Source organism: Methylomusa anaerophila (assembly GCF_003966895.1).
GTDB lineage: Bacteria > Bacillota > Negativicutes > Sporomusales > Sporomusaceae > Methylomusa > Methylomusa anaerophila.
The window spans coordinates 904,724-926,226 of record NZ_AP018449.1; the positions used below are offsets into that span (position 1 = coordinate 904,724).

18 protein-coding genes and 1 riboswitch are annotated in these 21,503 nt (G+C 47.6%); of the genes, 3 read left to right on the top strand and 15 right to left on the bottom strand.

What is annotated here, in order from left to right; genetic code table 11:
* Positions 1–8: 8 nt before the first annotated feature.
* Positions 9–109, bottom strand: a riboswitch (cyclic di-GMP riboswitch).
* A gap of 178 nt (positions 110–287) precedes the next feature.
* Complete coding sequence (locus MAMMFC1_RS04045; protein ID WP_126306699.1) at positions 288–1,547, bottom strand: saccharopine dehydrogenase family protein; 1,260 nt, start codon at positions 1,545–1,547, stop codon at positions 288–290.
* A gap of 49 nt (positions 1,548–1,596) precedes the next feature.
* Positions 1,597–2,706 carry a carboxynorspermidine decarboxylase gene (gene nspC / locus MAMMFC1_RS04050; RefSeq protein WP_126306701.1) on the bottom strand — a complete coding sequence of 370 codons (1,110 nt, stop codon included), beginning with the start codon at positions 2,704–2,706 and terminating at the stop codon, positions 1,597–1,599.
* A 321-nt stretch (positions 2,707–3,027) separates the two neighbouring features.
* Between nspC and MAMMFC1_RS04055 the strand changes: the two genes are divergently transcribed.
* Positions 3,028–3,441, top strand: a complete 414-nt coding sequence (locus tag MAMMFC1_RS04055; RefSeq protein ID WP_126306703.1) for an RrF2 family transcriptional regulator — start codon at positions 3,028–3,030, stop codon at positions 3,439–3,441.
* A gap of 98 nt (positions 3,442–3,539) precedes the next feature.
* The gene (gene cooS / locus MAMMFC1_RS04060) at positions 3,540–5,423 is read left to right on the top strand and encodes an anaerobic carbon-monoxide dehydrogenase catalytic subunit (RefSeq protein ID WP_126306705.1); all 1,884 of its coding nucleotides are present in this window, start codon (positions 3,540–3,542) and stop codon (positions 5,421–5,423) included.
* Positions 5,424–5,515: 92 nt separating this feature from the next.
* Here cooS and MAMMFC1_RS04065 read toward each other — a convergent pair whose 3' ends face one another.
* The 13 genes from MAMMFC1_RS04065 to MAMMFC1_RS04130 form a co-directional block, all read right to left on the bottom strand.
* Complete coding sequence (locus MAMMFC1_RS04065) at positions 5,516–6,283, bottom strand: 4Fe-4S binding protein (protein WP_126306707.1); 768 nt, start codon at positions 6,281–6,283, stop codon at positions 5,516–5,518.
* 54 nt (positions 6,284–6,337) lie between these two features.
* On the bottom strand, positions 6,338–6,784 hold the full coding sequence (locus MAMMFC1_RS04070) for a MarR family winged helix-turn-helix transcriptional regulator (protein ID WP_126306709.1): 447 nt from the start codon (positions 6,782–6,784) through the stop codon (positions 6,338–6,340).
* A gap of 169 nt (positions 6,785–6,953) precedes the next feature.
* A complete protein-coding gene (locus tag MAMMFC1_RS04075) occupies positions 6,954–8,324 on the bottom strand; it encodes a 4Fe-4S dicluster domain-containing protein (RefSeq protein ID WP_126306710.1) in 1,371 nt (456 codons plus the stop codon).
* Positions 8,325–8,335: 11 nt separating this feature from the next.
* On the bottom strand, positions 8,336–9,289 hold the full coding sequence (locus MAMMFC1_RS04080; RefSeq protein ID WP_126306712.1) for a DUF362 domain-containing protein: 954 nt from the start codon (positions 9,287–9,289) through the stop codon (positions 8,336–8,338).
* A 279-nt stretch (positions 9,290–9,568) separates the two neighbouring features.
* Complete coding sequence (locus MAMMFC1_RS04085) at positions 9,569–11,299, bottom strand: NADH-dependent [FeFe] hydrogenase, group A6 (protein ID WP_126306713.1); 1,731 nt, start codon at positions 11,297–11,299, stop codon at positions 9,569–9,571.
* A gap of 67 nt (positions 11,300–11,366) precedes the next feature.
* Positions 11,367–13,070 carry an NADH-quinone oxidoreductase subunit NuoF gene (gene nuoF, locus MAMMFC1_RS04090; protein ID WP_232035649.1) on the bottom strand — a complete coding sequence of 568 codons (1,704 nt, stop codon included), beginning with the start codon at positions 13,068–13,070 and terminating at the stop codon, positions 11,367–11,369.
* Positions 13,071–13,130: 60 nt separating this feature from the next.
* Positions 13,131–13,622: an NADH-quinone oxidoreductase subunit NuoE family protein gene (locus MAMMFC1_RS04095; RefSeq protein ID WP_126306715.1), complete on the bottom strand. Its 492-nt coding sequence runs from the start codon at positions 13,620–13,622 to the stop codon at positions 13,131–13,133.
* A gap of 597 nt (positions 13,623–14,219) precedes the next feature.
* Positions 14,220–15,950: an NADH-dependent [FeFe] hydrogenase, group A6 gene (locus MAMMFC1_RS04100; RefSeq protein ID WP_197723910.1), complete on the bottom strand. Its 1,731-nt coding sequence runs from the start codon at positions 15,948–15,950 to the stop codon at positions 14,220–14,222.
* A gap of 45 nt (positions 15,951–15,995) precedes the next feature.
* Positions 15,996–17,699: an NADH-quinone oxidoreductase subunit NuoF gene (gene nuoF / locus MAMMFC1_RS04105; protein WP_232035651.1), complete on the bottom strand. Its 1,704-nt coding sequence runs from the start codon at positions 17,697–17,699 to the stop codon at positions 15,996–15,998.
* 63 nt (positions 17,700–17,762) lie between these two features.
* Positions 17,763–18,554, bottom strand: a complete 792-nt coding sequence (locus MAMMFC1_RS04110; protein WP_158618640.1) for a helix-turn-helix transcriptional regulator — start codon at positions 18,552–18,554, stop codon at positions 17,763–17,765.
* 133 nt (positions 18,555–18,687) lie between these two features.
* Positions 18,688–19,488 (bottom strand): helix-turn-helix transcriptional regulator, encoded by an 801-nt coding sequence (locus MAMMFC1_RS04115; protein ID WP_126306722.1) that lies wholly within the window; start codon positions 19,486–19,488, stop codon positions 18,688–18,690.
* Between the two features lie 167 nt (positions 19,489–19,655).
* The gene (locus MAMMFC1_RS22240; protein ID WP_232035652.1) at positions 19,656–20,453 is read right to left on the bottom strand and encodes a GIY-YIG nuclease family protein; all 798 of its coding nucleotides are present in this window, start codon (positions 20,451–20,453) and stop codon (positions 19,656–19,658) included.
* Positions 20,450–21,061 carry a peptidylprolyl isomerase gene (locus MAMMFC1_RS04130; protein WP_408631227.1) on the bottom strand — a complete coding sequence of 204 codons (612 nt, stop codon included), beginning with the start codon at positions 21,059–21,061 and terminating at the stop codon, positions 20,450–20,452. The genes MAMMFC1_RS22240 and MAMMFC1_RS04130 overlap by 4 nt, the downstream gene beginning before the upstream one ends.
* A gap of 168 nt (positions 21,062–21,229) precedes the next feature.
* Here MAMMFC1_RS04130 and MAMMFC1_RS21305 point away from each other — a divergent pair, with 168 nt between their 5' ends.
* Positions 21,230–21,382, top strand: coding sequence for a hypothetical protein (locus MAMMFC1_RS21305; RefSeq protein ID WP_158618641.1), 153 nt, complete (start codon positions 21,230–21,232; stop codon positions 21,380–21,382).
* Positions 21,383–21,503: the final 121 nt, after the last annotated feature.

The following is a 21,503-nucleotide window of genomic DNA, read 5'->3' on the forward strand; positions in this document are numbered from 1 at the left end:
GTCGCTTTAAATGCAACCTGGCTGTCATAGGCTCCCACGCCCGTAGACCCATGGCTTTGCGTCCTTGACGTAGTAAATCCTTATTGCCCAATATTTACCGTATAGTATTATCGTAATGTAATCGTCTTTTCTTAAATTTTCCACTATAGCAATCTCCTGAAATCGTGACAAAAACTCAAAAAAGTAGGGAAGCATAAAACAACCACATGATTTACACTCGTAAAGTTTAAAAAAGCAAACCTCCTGTGAATAACCAATCGGTATCCACAGGAGGTTTTTGTCTATAGTCAGACAGACTCTAATGACTCAATGACCGGCGGGGTAAAGGGTGCAGGTGTTTCAATAATTTCAGTAGGCAGCCCCATTGTATTCAGCAGTTCAATAAAAGGCGTTGGATCCAGTTCTTCCACATTCACCATATGTTTTACATCCCAGTCGCCGCGGGCGGCCAAAATAGCTGCCGCCACCGGTGGTACCCCGGCCGTATAGCTTATGGCCTGGGACTCCACTTCCCGGTAGCACTCGGCATGATCGCAAATATTATAGATAAAGATTTCCCGCTGTTCATGGCCTTTGGTACCCCGGATAAAATTGCCGATACAGGTTTTGCCGGTATAGCCGGGAGCCAGTGAGGACGGGTCAGGCAACAGAGCCTTCAGCACCTTCAGCGGCACAACTTCGCGGCCGTCGTCCAATTTTACCGGTTTTTCCGAGGTAAGCCCGATGTTGGTTAAAACGGAAAACACATTCAGATAATGATCGCCAAAGCCCATCCAGAACCGAATGGAATTAGCGTCAATGTTCTTGGAAAGAGAATGCAGTTCATCATGTCCGTTCAGGTACACCGGAAGTCTCCCCACCACGGGAAAGTCGTAGTCCATTCTTACGGAGTGAACCTTTTGCAGTACCCATTTCCGGTTAATCCAGGTCCATACTTTCCTAAATTCCCGGAAATTAATCTCCGGGTCGAAGTTGGTGGCGAAGTACTTGCCGTGGCTGCCAGCGTTGACATCCAGTATATCAATGGTGTCAATGGTATCGAAATAGTCTTTTTGCGCCAACGCGCACCAGGCATTGACCACACCGGGATCAAAGCCGATACCTAAAATTGCGGTAATCCCCTTTTCCCGGCAACGCTCTTTGCGTTTCCACTCATAATTGGCATACCAGGGCGGGTTTTCACAAACCTTGTCCGGTTCTTCATGGATGGCTGTATCCATATACACTGCGCCGGTTTCAATACAGGCCTCCAAAACCGACATGTTAACATAGGCCTGGCCCACATTGATGACAATTTCCGACTCAGTGTCTTTGATTAAATGAATCAAAGACGAGATATCCAGAGCATTCACTTCCCGCGAATACAATTTTTTGGACGAATCCCGCAAGTGGTTTTTGCGCAATACGCTTTCGATGATGGCATCGCATTTTTGCCGGGTACGGGAAGCGATGCAGATATCACCCAACACATCATTGTACATTGCACATTTATGGGCAACTACATGGGCCACGCCGCCGGCGCCGATAATTAAAACGTTTTTCCGCATTTTTCTCTCTTTTTCTCCTCTCCTTTGCTTGTGTGCGCTTGTAAAAAAATCATGATAGGTTATTCATGAAATCCGCATAACTAAATTTGCGCCTGACTTCAATAGTACCGTCCAGTCTGCGCACGGCGACGGCCGGCATCTGCAGTCCGTTAAACCAATTCTTCTTTACCATGGTATAGCCGGCTGCATCGGCAAACCGGATTTCACTGCCGATTTCCAGCTTATCTTTAAAATGAAATGTGCCAAAAACGTCTCCCGCGAGGCAAGATCGTCCGGCGACCATGTATTTATGATTATGATCACCTCTGCCGCTTGCTTCAATTTTGGCCGGCAGCCGGTATATCAGCAGATCCGGCATATGCCCCTCCACCGAAGCGTCGACGATGGCAATATCCATTTCATTATGCACCAAATCAACCACGCTGGTAACCAGTTCGGCGCAACCGGTAATAGCGCTTTCCCCCGGTTCCAAATATATTTCCACATTAAACTCGCCGGCAAAGTCCGCCAGTTTTTTGCTGAACTTTTCCAGCGGGTAGCCCTCTTTGGTAAAATATAACCCGCCGCCAAGACTGACCCATTGTACCTGTTTGAGCATATCCCCATAACAGCCGCCGATGGTATCAAGCTGCCGCACGAAAGTTTCAAAATCATCATTTTCACAATTGTAATGGAACATCAAGCCGCTAAGGCGGGGTATTTGTTTGGCCAGCACTTCCTTGTCCGTTACTCCCAGCCGAGAATACTTGCGGGCCGGGTCGGCCAGATCGAAATGAGAATAACTTATTCCCGGATTCACGCGCAAACCAACTTTTGCTGCTTTCGCTATATCGTAATATCTGTCTAACTGGGAAACCGAATTGAAAATGATTTTGTCGGCAAATTCGGCTACAGCCAGGATATCCTCCCGGGAATATCCCACACAATAAGCATGAGTCTCCTTGCCGAATTTTTCAAACCCCAGGCGGGCTTCAAAAAGCGAGCTGGAAGTAGTGCCGTCCATATATTTACGCATTAAGTCAAATACACACCAGGTGGAAAAACATTTCAGCGCCAATACCGACTTGGCGCCGGCAAGCTGACGCACCTGCTGAATGATCTGTAAGTTGCGCAGCAGTTTTTTCTCATCAATAAGGTAATAAGGAGTGGCTATTTTCATTTTGCTACCTCCCGGCCCATTCATCCGGCTTTGACGCGACTGAAGCATTAGCGTTTTTGCTTTTCTATTGCTTTTTTGCTTTTTTGCTTTTTCCATGAAACAATAATAGCAAAATTGATTGCATTTGTCGATAATTCTTAAAAAATAGCCTAAATTTCCTGATAAAAGTTGTATTGCTTCAGAATAGTGTGCTTTACTAATATAAGGACACATGGGCATTCTTAGCGCCGCAGCGTTCCTATAAAAAAATTATACTTGACGTTATTTTTAAAAGGTGCTACTATTATACTATACTAAAAAAGTATAGTATAGAGGTGGTCAATGAGAATATCCCAGGAAGCGGATTATGCCATTCGGGTAGTATTATATTTGTCCCAATTGGAATATGGTGAAATTGTCGGGGCTAAAACCATAGCCGACAATGAAGCCATCTCATTGCGATTCCTGTTAAAATTATTACCAAAGCTTATTAAATCAGGTATTATTCAATCCTTTCGCGGTATAAAAGGTGGCTATGCATTAGCTAAGCCGCCGGAACAAATAAATCTAAAAGCGGTTATTGAGGCCATTGATGGTCCTATATGTATGAACCGGTGTTTGTATGATCCGGAATATTGCAATAAGCATTACACCGCTCACTGTAAGGCGCATCAAGTATTAAGCAAAGTAAATGAGGTTTTGGTGGCTGAGTTGGAGCGTATAAACTTTTTAAGTATATTAAAGCAAGATATATAAATTTATATAGCTTGTTTTTATATAATCTGGATAAACCCAGATTTTTTTCTCAATTAATACTATACCAAAATAGTATACTTTAGGAGGATGATTTTTGTATGATTAACCAACATTGTGGCGTATGCTCATCTGCAGACACAACACTTCAGGGCTTTATCGCGTCCCTTGATGTGGAAACAGCCCACCACCGGGTAAAGGATCAACGAGCTAAATGCAGTTTTGGCCTGCAGGGAATTTGCTGCCGGCTTTGCTCCAACGGCCCCTGCCGGGTCACACCGCAATCGCCGCGCGGAGTTTGCGGCGCTGACGCCGATACCATCGTCGCGCGAAATTTTCTGCGGGCGGTTGCCGCCGGCGCCGGTTGCTACATTCATGTCCTTGAGAATGCCGCCCAAACATTAAAAGAGCTTTCCCTTACGCAGGGAGTGTTTAAGGGCGAAGCAGCCTTGAACCGTTTAGCGGCTATGCTGGGAATTGACGAACCTGATTTGCATCAAAAAGGAGTACTTGTAGCCGACAGGATATTGGCGGATTTGTATAAACCACGCTTTGACAAGATGGAAATATTGGAAAAGCTGGCTTATAAACCGCGCTTTGAGGTTTGGAAAAACTTAGGCATATTGCCGGGTGGCGCCAAATCGGAAGTGTTTGACGCCATTGTCAAGACATCCACAAATCTTAGCAGTGATCCGGTAAATATGCTGTTTCACTGCCTTACGCTCGGCATAGCGACAGGGTTATACGGACTTGCGCTGACCAATCTGGTGAACGATGTCATTGTTGGTGAACCAGCCATTCGGGTGGCGCCGGTTGGTTTTAGAGTCATTGATGAAGAGTATATTAATATCATGTTGACAGGTCACCAACAGGCAATTTTTGCCTATCTGCAAGACCGCCTTATTGAAAACGACATATATAGCCGGGCCCAAGCGGCAGGAGCCAAAGGGTTGCGCTTAATAGGCTGCACCTGCGTAGGCCAGGACTTGCAACTGCGCAGCCAACATTGCCAGGATGTTTTTTCCGGCCACGTGGGCAATAACTTTACTAGCGAGGCAGTAATTGCCACCGGCGGCATAGATCTTATTCTTTCGGAATTCAATTGCACCCTGCCTGGAATCGAGTCAATTGCCGATAAAATGCAAGTGAAAATGATTTGTTTGGATGACATGGCCAAAAAAGCCAATGCCGATTTTTTGCCATACACCTTTGAAGATCGCAAAAAAATTGCGGACCGCGTTATTAATGAGGCTATTGAGAGCTATCAGAATCGCCGCCATCAAGTCAATGTACGCATTCCTAAGGAACATGGACATGACGATTGCGTTACCGGTTTAAGCGAAATTTCATTAAAAGAGTTCCTGGGCGGTTCGTGGCAACCTTTAATTTCCCTGATCGTTAAAGGCAAAATCAAAGGCCTCGCCGGGGTTGTCGGCTGCTCAAACCTTACCGCCAAAGGGCACGATGTCTTTACGGTAGAGCTTACCAAGGAACTTATTCAACGGAATATATTGGTGCTTTCAGCCGGTTGTTCCAGCGGCGGCCTTGAAAACGTCGGTTTAATGTCTCCCGGTGCAGCTAAGCTGGCGGGAAATGAACTCAAGGAAGTCTGTGAAACGTTGGGTATTCCGCCTGTGCTCAATTTTGGCCCTTGTCTGGCGATTGGCCGCCTGGAGATTATCGCTACGGAGATTGCGGCTACGTTAGGTGTGGATATACCAAACTTGCCGCTGGTGTTGTCGGCTCCGCAATGGCTGGAGGAACAGGCGCTGGCGGATGGAGCCTTCGGCTTAGCCCTCGGCTTGCCTTTGCATTTGGCACAACCGCCGTTTGTGACCGGCAGCAAGCTGGTTGCGAGCGTTTTGACCGAACAGCTTCTTACTATTACCGGGGGACAAATCATATTAGAGGATGATGTTACAAAAGCTGCCGATAAGCTGGAGGCAATTATTGCGCAGAAACGGACTGCATTAGGTCTCCTTTAACTAAACCAGAGGCTAACCTAATGCAAATTAGGCCAGCCTCTCTTTTCCTCCCGGCCTCCACACTGATCCGGCCTAAAAAACTACTTAAGAAATCATTCTGGCGATAATCCTACGGGACATATTTTCAAACAGTTAAAGCACATGTATTGATTGCCTAAATGGGCCGCTTGCCGCAAGCGGGCATATTGTTCATCCATAAGCAGCTTTTTTTGTTCCTCAGCTGAACTGCCTAAAAGCTGCAACTGGAAAGCAATATCGCCTGTCAAGCCGTAAGGCTGCGAATGGCCAAAACATTTCATTACATCTGTTTTTCCTTCTTCATTTAATGCCCGTACCGGGCAATTTTCAACACAAAGATTACAATGAATGCAAAAATCCTGGCTAGTTTGGGGGGATGGCTCTAAAGCGAGGTTTGTAATAATACTTGTGAAAATAACCCGTGTGCCAAAGCGGGGATGAATAACGAGATTATGGCGGCCAAAAGCTCCCAAGCCGGCAGCAACGGCGGCATGCCGCAGGGAAAAATCAGCTATGGCTCTGCGGTCGTTATGCAGCTCGAACGGGTACGAAACCGGGATGGTAGCAACTTTTGCATTGTATTTGTTCTCTAAAAACCGCGCAATCCGGTAACTGGCGGATCTGGCAAAAGCACCTAAATCCAAATAACCGTTTTGCGCAGCGCTCATACTGGGACTTTCGCAACTGCTCAGAGGTTTAAAGGCCATAACGATGATGGATTTGGCATCAGGCAGGAGCCTTGAAATTTCATATGACTTCGGACTTTTATAATCCTCGGCGCAGGCAAACCCGGCATCATCCACTCCCAATTCCAAAATATAATTTCTAATTTGTTCCTCCATTACATACCACTCCTTATTAATTTTATGTGTATATACACTTATTTAATAAAAAAATTACGGCGTCAGGGCCTCCAATTTTGCTATTATATGCTTAAATTGCGCCAGCTCCGTTTCTCCCAAATATTCCTGCAGCAAGGTTTGCGCATTATCCCATAGCTTCAATGCGGCGCTCAACGCAGACCTGCCGGCATCAGTCAGCATTATTTGCCGGCAACGGGGATCTTTGCCCGTAGCGACTTCTATTAGGCCGGCCTCAATAAGCGGTTTCATCTTCCGGTTTAAAGTGGTGCGGTCAATACGCATAAAATTGGCCAGTTCACTGATGGTAACAACCGGCTCCGCCATTTCCAGATGCCGCAATAACGAATATTGGGTTAGTTTAAGCCCGCTGGGCGCCAAAATATTTTCATAAAATTGGGTTACCGCCTGGGAAGCCCGCCGTATATTCAGACAGTGACACGGGCTGGGAACTTTGGGAAAGCACTCAACAATATGCTCCATTGCTCTATCGCCTCTCGTATAAATAAAGGACAAAATATTCAATGTGTATATACACTATTTTCTTAATAATACGCCCCGTAACCTATTTTGTCAATATAAAACCATTATTTTTGTCGCCCCGCCATTGCGCTCAATCCCCTTTATATTCGCGATTCTGCGATTCTTTTATTTACAATGTGCTTTTAGGTGCTACGACAACTGCGGGGTCTTCCAGCGGGCAGGAATTTTCGCACGCGCCGCAGCCGACGCATTTGCCGGCATCGATGGCGGGCCGTTTGGCTTCATCCATGACAACCGCATGCACCGGACACTGCTCAGCACATACCAGGCAAAGTTTTCCTTGGGCCCAGGCCAAACAGGTTTTCTTATCGATGGCTGCCGTGCCAATTTTTACATCGGCGACGGCCACATCCTTCAGAGCACCGCTGGGGCATACCTTGGGACAAAGCATGCACAGCTCGCAGCGACCCTTACGCGGTACGAAGCGCGGCGTTTCAAAGGTAATCAGGCCGCTGGCGAAGGGCATAGGAACCAAAGCCGCGCTGGGACAGACTTTAGTGCAGCGGCCACACCGGGTGCAGGTAGCGAGAAAGTCATTTTCCGGCAAGGCTCCCGGCGGTCTAAGAACCTGGGCTGCCGCCCGGCTTCTCCCAAAGAGTCCGGAAGCAAAAAAGCTCAGAAAGCCTGCGCCGATAATACCGATTCCAACGGTGATAAAGTCCCGCCGGCTTTGTCCCGCCCCCTCGGTCCGGGGACTTATTTGTTTCCAAGTGACTGCAGATACCGGGCAAACCGACCAGCAGGCGGCGCATACCAGGCATTCGCCTCCCGCTGCTCCTTGCTTTTCTTTCCCAGTTTTCACCGGGCAGACGTTATGGCATAAGCCGCAATCCACACAGCCGGCGGCGATCCGCAGCTTGGCCGGGCGAATGCAGGCAACTGCGGCCATCAATATGCCGCTGGGGCAAACGTAAACACACCAGAACCGGGGGAAAAAAACCAGTCCTAATCCTAATGCAGCAAACAGCAGCCAGGGAATTTGTTGAAAGTACAGCCGCATAATCTCATGACTGAGTAAAGCCGACGGCGTAAAAATAAGCAGGATGCTGTTGCCGGCAAAGAGTAGTGCCACAACCAGTAACAGCCACCAGTATTTCAACTTCGCCAGGAAGTTTAGAATACCCCTTCCCGCCAGGCCGGCCCGGACACCCCGCCGGGGGAAATAGCGAGTAAGATTAGGCAGCAGTCCAAGAAGTCCGCCGACTGGGCAAATCCAGCCGCAATAAATCCTGCCCGCTAACGCAGTTATTAGCAATACCGCAACCGGCAGCCAAACCCAGTGAGGTATCGCGTGGCTAGCGCCGCTATAAGCAAAAAGCAGCAGCGGGTCCAGCCGGGATATCCAGAGCAGCCATTCAGTGAAGCCGGCTAAAGGATATTCCAGGCGCAGTATCATATAGACGGAGAGAATAAACAGGGCGGCCGGCAGCGTGAACTGCCAAAAACGCAATTGTCCGGCAATAAATTTACGATTAAACATTACCCTTACCCTTAGACCTTCACTACTTCAAGCCCTTGCCAGTCAAGAGTGCCTACCCCGAGCTGGGCGGCAGCGGCCAAGTGGCCGATGTCGGCAGGATTATGACCGAATAGGTTGGCTCCATAGGCGTCTACCGCCATCATGTCAGTGCTGAATATCACCTGATTCCACTCCCGGATGGGCCCCGGACCCATGGGGCCGTTGGCAGTAATGCCTCTGGTAGCATCAAGGATGGTAAGATGGGGCCGCCTAAAGGCAGCCAGCTCAGCGATCGTCTTGTTGAGATCGGTACGATGGAAGATACCCCGGTCCCATACCAAGCCCATCAGGTTCTTTAGGCCCATAGTCAGCTCGGTGCCGTCGTGATGCTTCAAAATCGGAAAGTTGATGAATACATGGGCATCCAGCACATCCCGGGAATAGCTTGCGGTTTTAAGGATCTCACCGTTCATTGTCACCGACCGGTAGAAACGATCGGTCTGGCTGTTGATAATATAAACCTGACCGCCCGCCGCTGTCACCTCCTGGCGCATGCCGCTGTTCTCCAGGCACATCTGCCCATTGGTGAAAGTATGATCGATAACCCGTACTTCCTTGGCCCGGGCGGCAAGGCACTGCTTCACCAGGGCCGCTACCAGCAACGCATTGGTGGTGGCAGCCTGGTCGGGTGTGCGAGGTACGCTGAAATTGGGTTTTATGACTACAATATTGCCCGGCTGGATGAACTTTTCGATACCGCCCAGCGCCTTAAGCCCTTTGTCCATGAGGGCGTTTGGATCGGTGCCTTCGGCGACCACCAGTTTGGCCCGCTCGCCGGCTGCGGCTGCCGGATTTGACGGCTGAGGCCGGGAGGCTGGAGACGGAAGCTGCGGCTCCTGCGTTTTAGGCAGCCGGGCGGCACAACCGGCCAAGCCGATGGATAAACTTACATAAGCAGCATACTTAATAAACTCGCGTCTATCCATAATAACTTACCTCCTAAACTAAAATCCCCGCTACGGCACAATTTTTTGTAAATACACCATCGTTATATCCAGCTTACACCTTCGAGTATGCTTGATGTCAATAAATTCTGGTTTTACTTTTTTCCCCTGGCTTGTCTTGCATGCAATCATCTCCAAACCAGTATACCATTTTTTCTTTCGGGGAACAATCAACAAACTGTCCCCTTGTCCCTAAAGGCATAAAGATAAAGCTATCCCATCTTTTGAGACAGCTTTCTTCTTTGGCAGCACCATATTATTTTAGTCGCACTGTGGGTGATGACCCCTGGGAGTGTAATGGGTATGCAGCAGTTCATGGGACTTGTGGCCTAGCGGTTTCTCAAGGAAATCGCGATACAGTTCCTGAACGGCCGGGTTCAGGTGGGACTTGCGCAGTTCCATGCGCTCATCTTCGCTGTACATGGCGTCGCACCGTTTTGAACAGATGGCAGGATCGCAGGAAATTGGCGCACCGCCGCCGCCGATACAGCCGCCGGGGCAGCACATAACTTCAATGAAGTGGTAGTCTGCTTCGCCGGTACGAATTTTATCCAATACGTTCCGGGCATTGCCCAAACCGTTGGTAATTGCCACTTTTACATCCAGGTCGCCCACTTTAACAGTGGCTTCTTTTACGCCGGCCAGACCCCGGACTGCCTTGAAGTTGATGTCGTCCAGAGTTTTACCGCTGACAACTTCGGACAGGGTGCGCAGGGCGGCTTCCGTTACACCGCCGGAAGTGCCGAAAATTTGCCCGGCGCCGGTACCAATACCCAACGGCGCATCGTACTGTTCATCCGGCAGATTACTTAAGTCAAATCTCGCCTGCTTGAACATGCGTCCCAGTTCCCGGGTGGTAAGTACCACGTCCACGTCCTGGTAACCGCTGCTGAACATTTCCGGCCGGGTACACTCATACTTCTTGGCGGTGCAGGGCATGATTGAGACGCTGACGATATCAGACGGATTAATATCTATTTTTTGGGCATAGTAAGTCTTGGCCAGAGCGCCGAACATTTGCTGTGGCGACTTACAGGTGGAAAGGTGCGCTAAGAGATCAGGATAAAAATGTTCAATAAATTTGATCCAGCCCGGACTACAGGAGGTGATCATCGGCAGAGTGCCGCCCTTGTTAATTCGCTCCAGCAGTTCGTTACCCTCTTCCATGATCGTCAGGTCAGCGGAGAAGTTGGTGTCGAAAACCTTGTCAAAGCCTAGGCGCCGCAGTCCGGCAACCATCCGGCCGGTAGTAATTTCGCCCGGCTCGCCGCCTATTAGTTCGCCGATCTGTACTCTAACGGCAGGCGCGGTTTGGACAATAACATGCTTTGTAGGATCGGCAAGCGCCGCCCACACTTTATCGGTATCGTCCTTTTCCTGGATAGCAGCGGTGGGACATACCAATGAACACTGGCCGCACTGAACGCATTCCATGTTGGCCAGGTTTTCATTGAAAGCCGGCGCAATAAGAGAGTTAAAGCCTCTGTTTTCAGCCGTAAGGGCCTTTACCGTCTGCACATTGGCACAGACGGCAACGCAACGGCGGCAGAGAACGCACTTGCGCGGATCTCTCTGGATTGCAGGGCTGGAAGTGTCCAGGGGATAGCCCGTTTTCTCGCCTTCGAACCGGATTTCCTTTATGCCAAATTCTTCGGCCAAATCTTGCAGTTCACAGTTTTTGTTGCGCACACAGGTAAGACACTCCATCGGATGGTCCGAAAGAATCAGTTCGAGAATCAGCTTACGAGTTTGAATAACTTCCGGCGTGGCGGTGCGAACAACCATTCCTTCGGCAACCGGCGCCACACAGGCGGGTACTAAGGTTCTGGCGCCTTGAACTTCTACCAGACAAATCCGGCAGGCACCGATGACATTGATGTCCTTCAGGTAGCAAAGGGTCGGTATATTGATTCCCAATTTTTGTGCGGCCGTAAGAATGGTACTTCCTTCTTCCACCGCTATTGTCTGGTTGTCAATTGTCAATGTTATCATTCTTTAATTTCCCCCCAAACTCCCGTATTTTAAATATTTTCCGGATTAAAAGCGGCGGGAGCGGCTTTTATTCCTTAAAATCGCAAACCTGGGCAGCACATTTGTGTTCCTTGATATGATCCTCATATTCACTCCGAAAGTGGTGAATAGTGCTCAGAATGGGGTTGGGCGCAGTCTGTCCCAAACCACATAGAGCCGCCGACTTCATCATATGGCCTATTTCTTGCAGGAGCTCAATGTCGCCTTCTCTTCCCTCGCCGGCAGTGATGCGCTCCAGTATTTCCATCATCCGTTTGGTGCCAAGCCGGCAGGGCGTACATTTGCCGCAGGACTCGTCCACGCAGAACTCCATAAAGAACTTGGCGATGTCCACCATACAGCTGTCTTCATCCATGACGATCATGCCGCCGGAACCCATGATTGCGCCTAATGCGTTAAGAGAGTCATAATCCACCGGGGTGTCAAGGTAAGCTTCCGGAATACAGCCGCCGGACGGACCACCGGTCTGGACGGCTTTAAATTTTTTATTACGCTGAATGCCGCCGCCGATATCGAAGACTATTTCCCGTAAAGTGGTGCCCATAGGCACTTCCACAATACCGGTGTTGTTGATTTTACCGGCCAGGGCGAAAACTTTGGTCCCTTTGCTCCTCTCGGTACCAATGCCGGCGTACCAGTCCGCACCCTTCAGAACGATTTCCGAAATATTGGCCCAGGTTTCAACATTGTTTAGAACGGTAGGTTTACCCCAGACACCTGAGTTGGCCGGGAATGGCGGTCTGGGCCGCGGCTCGCCGCGCTTGCCTTCAATGGAAGTCAGCAGCGCCGTTTCTTCGCCGCAAACGAAGGCGCCGGCGCCAATCCGGATTTCGATGTCAAAGTTAAACCCGGAGCCAAAAATATCCTTGCCTAAGAGACCCCATTCACGCGCCTTTTTAATGGCGACTTCCAATCTTTCAATAGCCAGCGGGTATTCGGCCCGTACATAGACATAGCCTTGTTCTGCCCCGACAGCGCGGCCGCAGATGGTCATGCCTTCAATAATGCTGTGGGGATCGCCCTCCAGGACGGACCTGTCCATAAACGCGCCCGGGTCACCTTCGTCACCATTGCAGGCTACGTATTTGAGATAGCCGGCAGCCGCCGCGGTAAAACCCCACTTCGTGCCGGTGGAGAAGCCACCGCCGCCCCGGCCGCGAAGACCGGATTTTTTTACCACGTCAATAATATCCGCCGGCTGCATTTGGGTAATGGCCTTCCCCAGCGCCGCATAACCGTCCCTGGCGATATAATCCTCAATAGAGGTTGGATCAATATTAAAATTGTTGCGTAAAACAATCTTATGCTGTTTTTTGAACAAGTCGATATCGTAAACACAGGGAGTTGGTTCTTTGGAGCCGAGAGTCCTGTACAGCAGCCGCGATATCAGATTGCCCTTCAGGATGTGTTCCGTCACGATCTCTTCGGCATCTTTAGGCTTTAACCTGCGGTAAAAGGTAGCCTGGGGATAAATAACGGCGACCGGACCCATGTCGCATGGTCCCATACAGCCGGTTAAGATAATCTGAACCTGATCGGCGATCCCGTGTTTGGCGAGAGCTTCTTTCATGGCGTCCACAACATCGGTACATTTGGAAGAAATACACCCCGCGCCGCCACACATCATAATATGGGCTTTCTCAGTTGGCGACGGGACACCATCCCGGATTTTAAGTGCTTCCCGCCTAGTGTCTTTAATCTTTGCCAGTTCGTCCAAAGACTTTATCTTCACTTAGTCACACCTCCGTTTAAATCCTGCAACTAGCCGCTATCCGCTGTCCGCAATCCGGTCTTACTTGTATTCTCCCAGCACGGCCGGAATAAGTTCCGGCGTCAAGCGGCCGTGAACATCCTTGCCGTCCATAATTACGGCAGGCGCCAAACCACAGGCGCCGATGCAGCGCACCAATTCCACCGTAAACCGGCTGTCCTCGGTAGTCTGTCCAGGCTTGACCCCCAATACTTCTCTAAGGGTTTTAACAATCATTTGACTGCCTTTAACGTAGCAGGCTGTTCCAGCGCAAACGCTGACCTTATGCCGGCCCTTCGGAATCAGGGAGAAGAAAGCATAAAACGTGCAAACGCCATAAACTTCTTGCAACGATAACCCTAAACCTTGGGCAATTCTAACCTGAACCCATTTCGGCAGATAACCCACAAGGTTCTGAGCCTTGGTCAACACCTGGATCAACCCGCTGGGCTGCCCCCTGTACTCATCAATAACCTTATCCAATTGTTTGGTCAATTCATCTTCGCCGTTGCAAACACATACGCATGTTTCCATAAGTCTATTCCTCCTTACTTTTGCTAACTATTAGTTTAACCCATTCTTCACGTGTGGTCAATATATTCACCCATAAAAAAAGAAGAGGGTGGTTTATATCCCCCATCTTCTTTTTGAATATTTCGCATAAATCAAGAGAATTATCACGATATTTATATAGTTTTTTTTTTGCAATTTTTTTAATGTTATCAAAATTATCGCAATTAAAAACTAAATAGACATGAAGTGATGAACTGATAAAATAGCAAAAAATTCATGTCATTTATATCATATTTTTCTACTATATATGTCATATGTCGCATTAAAAATTAATATCCGGGTATTAGGATGCTGAAGTTAAGCGGCAGCGTCGAAGCATTCCTAATACCCGGATATAATTTCAATTCTTTAATGCGACCCAATAAATAGGCGAAATTTCTCACCTATTTCCTAGTCATTAGTGGACTGCCAAGTCTAAAAATGTTGATGCATTCGCGGTCTTTTTCCGCAATGCTTCGTTGGCGTCGGCTTACATATTCTCGATATGCGCGCCTCCTTCGCCTTGCCTTGCGAAAAAATCCTCGCGAATGCATCTAGCCTTTTAAACTTGACAGCCCACTAGTCACATTTTGGATATTGATTTCTCGGTGTGTAGTGCGTGTGCAACAACTCATGGGACTTGTCGCTGAGCGGCTTTTCAAGAAACTCGGCGTACAGTTTCTTAATGGCCGGGTTATCATGGGACTTACGCAGGACCATGCCCGCATCCTCTGTATAAATGGCGTCGATGCGCTTAAGACGGATCTCGTTGCTGGTCGGGATAGGTCCGCCGCCGCCGCCGATACAACCGCCGGGGCAGGCCATAACTTCAATAAAGTGGTAGTCGGCTTCACCGGCGCGGATTTTCTCCAGTACTTTACGGGCATTGCCCAAAGCATTAATAATTGCCACCTTTAACTGTAAATTACCCAACTGAAGGGTGGCTTCTTTCACCCCGGCAAGCCCCCGGCAGACCGTAAAATTAATATTTTTAAGTTCTTTACCGGTAACCATTTCACAGACGGTCCGCAAGGTGGCTTCCATCACCCCGCCGGAAGCGCCAAAAATCTGGCCGGCACCGGTAGTAATTCCCAGCGGCGCATCGTATTCTTCTTCCGGCAGGTTGATAACGTCAAATCTGGCCTGTTTAAACATGCGGCCCAATTCACGAGTGGTGAGCACCACATCCACGTCTTGGTAACCGCTGCTAAACATTTCCGGTCGGCTGCACTCGAACTTCTTGGCGGTGCAGGGCATAACCGAAACACAAACAATATTAGCCGGATCAATGTTTACTTTTTTAGCGTAGTAAGTCTTGGCCAGAGCGCCGAACATCTGCTGGGGCGACTTACAGGTGGAAAGGTGCGGCAGCAGATCCGGGTAAAAGTGCTCGATAAACTTTACCCAGCCAGGGCTGCATGAAGTGATCATCGGCAAAAGATCACCGGTGTTGATCCGCCGCAACAGCTCATTTCCTTCTTCCATGACGGTCACATCGGCACTAAAGTTGGTGTCGAATACTTTGTGGAAGCCTAAGCGGCGCAGCCCGGCAACCATTTGGCCGGTAACGATGCTCCCCGGCTCGGCTCCCATAATTTCACCGATCTGCAGCCTGACAGACGGCGCGGTCTGCACAATAACGTGCTTATTGGGATCGGCCAGAGCAGCCCAGACTTTGTCCACATCATTTTTCTCTTGAATAGCGCCGGTGGGACATACCAGGGAGCATTGACCGCATTGAACGCATTCCATATTTGCCAGCCGCTCGTTGAAAGCAGGGGCGATAACGGCATCAAAACCTTTGTTGTCGGCAGTAAGAGCATTTACGGTCTGAATATTGCCGCAGACGGAAATACACCGGCGGCAGAGGATACACTTACGCGGATCTCTTTGGATGGCGGGACTTGAATCATCGATGGTATGGGACGTTTTTGCGCCTTCAAAACGAATATCCGTCACGCCAAATTCTTCCGCCAGCTTTTGTAGTTCACAGTTCTGATTCCGTACACATTTCAGGCATTCCATGGGGTGGTCCGAAAGAATCAGTTCTAAAACAAACTTGCGAGCTTTTATAACCGCCGGCGTGGCGGTACGAACAACCATCCCCTCGTCAACCGGCGCCACGCAAGCAGGTATTAAGGTCCTGGCGCCTTGAACCTCCACTACGCAAATCCGGCAGGCGCCAACGACATTGATATCCTTCAGGTAACACAGCGTCGGGATATTGAATCCCGCTTTTTGCGCCGCCTCTAGAATGGTGCTTCCTGCTTTTACCGTTACTGTCTGGTTATCAATGGTCAATGTTATCATTTTCAATTTCCCCTCCAAACTCCCGGAATAACTGTCGAAGCGGTTTTATTTTTTAAACTGGCATACATTAGCGGCACACTTGTGTTCCCTGATATGTTCCTCGTACTCGTTCCGAAAATAGCGGATTGTGCTCAAAACCGAGTTGGGCGCAGTGTAACCCAAGCCGCATAAGGCGGTCAACTTAATCATCTCACCCGATTCTTCCAGCAGCTCAATATCTCCCTCTCTTCCCCCGCCGGTGGTGATGCGCTCCAAAATCTCCAGCATCCGTTTGGTGCCGATCCGGCAGGGAGAACACTTGCCGCAAGACTCATCCACGCAGAAGTCCATAAAGAACTTGGCGATATCCACCATGCAGGTGTTCTCATCCATAACGATCATTCCACCGGAACCCATGATTGCGCCAGGCGCGCCGAGAGAGTCATAATCCACCGGCGTATCCAGAAGAGCGGCCGGAATGCAGCCGCCGGAGGGACCGCCGATTTGGACGGCTTTAAATTCCTTATTTCCCTGGATTCCGCCGCCAATATCGTAAATAATTTCCTTTATGGTAGTGCCCATGGGTACTTCCACAATACCGATGTGGTTAACTTGGCCGGCCAGAGTAAAAACCTTGGTCCCCTTACTCTTCTCGCTGCCAATGGAAGCAAACCAGTCGGCGCCCCTGTGAATAATTTTGGGTACATTGGCCCACGTTTCAACGTTATTCAACACCGTGGGTTTACCCCACACACCTTCGCTGGCCGGGAATGGCGGCCGGGGTCTGGGCTCGCCGCGCTTGCCTTCAATGGAAGTTAAAAGGGCAGTTTCTTCACCGCAGACAAAGGCGCCTGCCCCAATCCGGATTTCAATGTCAAAGTTAAACCCCGAATCAAAGATGTTCTTGCCTAGAAAACCACGTTCATAAGCTTTTTGAATGGCATGTTCCAACCTTTCAATAGCTAACTGGTATTCCACCCGCACATAGATATAACCCTTCTCCGCGCCGATGGCGCGACCGCCAATAGCCATGCCTTCGATGATACTGTGGGGGTCACCTTCCAGAACAGACCTGTCCATAAAGGCGCCCGGGTCGCCTTCCTCACCGTTACAAACCACATATTTGGACGATCCTTTAGCCAATGCAGTGTATCCCCACTTCATTGCCACGGAGAAACCGGCGCCGCCACGGCCGCGAAGCCCTGACCGCCTCATCTCCTCAATAATTTCCGCCGGCTGCATCTGCGTAACGGCCTTGCCTAATCCGGCATAGCCGTCGCGGGCGATGTAGTCCTCAATAGAACTCGGATCTATATAAAAGTTATTGCGTAAAACGATCTTATGCTGTTTTTTGAACAAATCAATGTCATAAATACAGGGAGTCGGCTCTTTTGCGCCGGGAGCCGTGTACAGCAGCCGCCGTACCAGGTTGCCTTTAATAATATGCTCCTCAATAATCTCCGCGCCATCCTCCGGCTTCAACCGGTGATAAAAAATGCCCTCGGGGAAAACAATAGCGACAGAGCCCATATCGCACGTCCCCATACAGCCCGTTAAGACAATTTTCACCTGATCGGCAATACCGTTTCTGGCAAGGGCTTCTTTCATGGCATCTATGACAGCAGCGCACCTTGAAGAAATGCACTCTGCACCGCCACACATCATAATGTGGGCCTTCTCGGTTGCTGACGGAATGCCTTCACGGATATTAAGAGCTTCACGCCTCACTTCTTTTATCTTTGCCAGTTCCTCCAAAGACCTCAACTTCACTTAGTCGCACCTCCGTTATCGGACAAATATTTCCTGTTGGTTCTTCTCCCCTCATTCCGGCGATTATAAAAATAATTGGTGAACCTCATCAAGACAATCATTCAGTTTACTAACGCCAAATTTGCCATATATGCTTTTAACATGGCTTTTTATTGTGTTGGGGGACAAAGACATTTTCCCTGGCAATTCGGCTAGTTTTTCGCCTATATATAGCCTGTAAATGACTTCTATCTCCTTAATAGTTAAATTCAAGTCTGTACTCAGTATTAAAGTTCCATAAAATTCCCGCTTGTCAGCTGAGTAATAAAATTTATCATTTTTATCATTTTGTTCTAAACGGATGGAAATATAATCGCTTAATAATTGAACTATCACCTTACTTTCAGCAGTTTCTATCGTTAATGGCGTCATAAGATTAAGCATGCCAATAATGCTTTCTCTAACTTCCACCGGTATCGCAACACTTGACCATCTTCTTAGGGATACACAATGGTGCAGTCTCCATTTCACCTCCGATAATTGCGCGGTTTGCAAGGCCAAACTGACTGCATTTAGACCACTGCTCTCAAAATTCATACACGTGCCAAGTTTAAAACTGCGTTCAAACAACCATTGAATTATTTCCAAATCACCAGTCAGATTTGTTATATATCCTCGATTATCGCACAACATCAGTATATTTCCCATAGAAAAAAAACTATCGGGTATCCTTCGTAAAATTGATTTGCAGATACTTACTAACCGTTCATTGTTTTTTAAAAGTCCCTGCAGGTCTTCCTCTTGTAAAACGACTTTCGGCGCAATAGAGCGATTAGTAATATTAATCTCATTTATCGTCTTGATATTGTTCTCCACGCTTACCTCCTCCATATCTAAGCAGATTAGATATTTCACCCAAAAGGGGTTGCGTCAAATTCCGCATTTAAACTGACTGAAAGGATCGAAACAAGAAAGAACAATAAAATACTTTCGCAATTTTCTGACCAGATCAATTTATTTCATTGGCCTTTTCGAATATCAATTGCACTGCGTCCAAACAATCGATTAATTTATTGACACCAAATTTGCTGTATATGCTTTTTACATGGCTCTTTATTGTATTGGGAGATAAAGACATTTTTGTCGGTAATTCGGCTAGCTTTTCGCCTTGATACAATCTATAAATAATATCTATCTCTTTAATAGTCAAATTCAAGTCTGTATTCAGTATCAAAGTTCCGTAAAACACATTTTTAGCAATTGAATCATAGGATTTTTCGCACTTTTCCAAGTGGATGGAAATATAGTCGCTTAATAGTTGAACTATCACTTTACTTTCAGTGGTTTCAACCGCTAACGGCGTCATGAGATTAATCATTGCAACAATATTTCCCTGAAATTGTATAGGAGCTGCGACACTTGACCACTTTCGCAGGGATACGCAATGATGCAGTCTCCCCTTTACTTCTGATAATTGCTTGGTTTGTATTGCTAAACTAACTGCATTTAGCCCGCTGCTTTCGTAATCCATGCACGTGCCAAGTTTAAACCCACGTTCAAATAACCATTGAATTATTTCCAAATCGCCACTTAGATTGGTTATATACCCTTGGCTGTCGCATAACATCAATAAGTTTCCCATAGAAATACAACTGTCCAGAATTTTCCGTAAAATTGGCTTAGAAACACTTATCAGCAATTCATTATGTTTCAAAAGTTCTTGTAATTCTTGTTCCGGCAAAACTTTTTTAGGATGAATAAAGCGGTTAGTGATTTCAAGTCTATTTGCCTTTTTTACACTATTGTCCATGCTTCCCTCTAATTGCTGATTAATATATTGTCTGTTATCCTTTGTCCTTTATTAAATTATAACGTATTTTTTGTTTCCTTTCCGTATTTTTCGTTTTATAGTAAGTTAAGTCCTTCTTTTGCTGATTATTATAGCGCTAGCTATGTCTGGAAACAGCTGCGGTTGGTCTAATATATATCTTGATGATTAAACTCTGCCGCTTCTACCCAGTCATTAACATGGTTCAACATTTCAATAATATTATCAATCAGTTCAACATGGTTTTCTTCCTCATGCATAAGTTGTTCCCAAATCATTTTTTCCTCTAGCTTTTCTGCATTTTCTTTTAGTTTTTTATAAAGCTCTACACTCTCTTTCTCTTTTACCAGCGCTGCTCTGTATATGTCAATTTGTTCGTCTTTTAGTTTTGCAATTAACTCGCTATTTCCGGTAACAAAATCTTTATTTGTATTAATTGCAAAAACATTTGGTGTTTTGCTTAAAGAAGGATCAGCCTCAATATGGTTCAAAGTTTGTTTTTGGATCAACTGAATAATTTTATAGTGGCGCTGCTCATCTGTCGCAAGACCTTCTAAAACCGTTTTTAGGTCATTATATTTAACTCCTTCGGCAAGCTCTCTATAATATTTTTCACCATCCAATTCCATTTTTAATGCAAAATCAAAAATATTCATGATTATACCTCCCTCCTGATTGTAAAGCAGCATCCCTGCTCCTAATAACTGCTCTTTTTCCTGACGTGTCAAACTCTTGATCTCCCATTCCCGTCTCTGAGCCTGACTCTGATCAGGCTGATACTCCCAGTATACCAGACAAACGGGAAGCCGGCTGCGGGTATAGCGTGCCCCGGTTCCCTTGTTATGAGCGGCAAGTCTTGCGGCAAGCTCGGCAGCCCAGCCTGTATAATAGGTTCCGTCCGCACATTGAAGAATATAGGTGTAGGGCATATCTTTATCCTTTATCAACTACCGGGTCCGGGCTGAATGGTTATTTTTTTAATCACAACATTTTCCACCGGCTTGTCATTGGGGCCGGTTTTGCTTTTACCGATGGCCTGCACCACTTCCAGCCCCTCCACTACTTTGCCAAAAACCGCATGGTGTTTGTCAAGCCAGGGAGTGGCTACCAGGGTGATAAAAAACTGGGAGCCGCCGGTATTAGGGCCGGCGTTGGCCATTGATAAGATTCCTGGTCCGCTGTGTTTTAATTCCGGATTAAACTCATCAGGAATGGTATAGCCCGGCCCCCCTGTCCCGTTACCTCTCGGGTCGCCGCCTTGGATCATGAAACCGTCAATAACCCGGTGAAAAATCAGTCCGTCATAGAACTTTTTATTCACCAGGGTAATGAAATTCTGACTGGTAATGGGAGCTTTATCTTCGAAAAGCTCTACTTTAAAATTTCCCATTGATGTCTCAAACAAGGCGATGCTGTTTTTCTTCGCGGCGGCCTGGTTCTGCCCGGAATCAGAAGCCGGCGGATCGGCGGACGGTCCTGCCGCCCGGCCTGCACAGCCGGTCAGCAACAGGCCGGCTGCCAATACCAATACAAAAAATAAGCGAAGTGATTTCATGTTCATCCCTCCGGATATATATCTTCGTCTATTGTACCATATTCAAAGGAAAGACTCAAAATGAATGACGGCTGGAGATTATCATCTTCCCTCGTCCTTATATAAGTGCCATATTACGATATAGTATAGCTAACAGAAATTACAACAGAAGGAACTGGAGGCGATACTATGTACAATAAAACAATAAATAAAGATCTGATATTAGAAAAAATGCAAGATGATACCAACTGTGACAAGTTGGCAAAGTTGATTTTGAGCCGCTATTCCATTCTGGGAGGATTCTGGTGTGAGATTCTGGACTGGGACGAGATTTATATATAACTTGTTTAAAGGTTAAGTAAGGTATTACCATTGGCTTGTTGCCTGCCGGACCTTATAAGCAGTATATAAAGATGGCGTGAATCTTTGGCGTAATAGATGATGCTTGCAGCAACCAGGATGG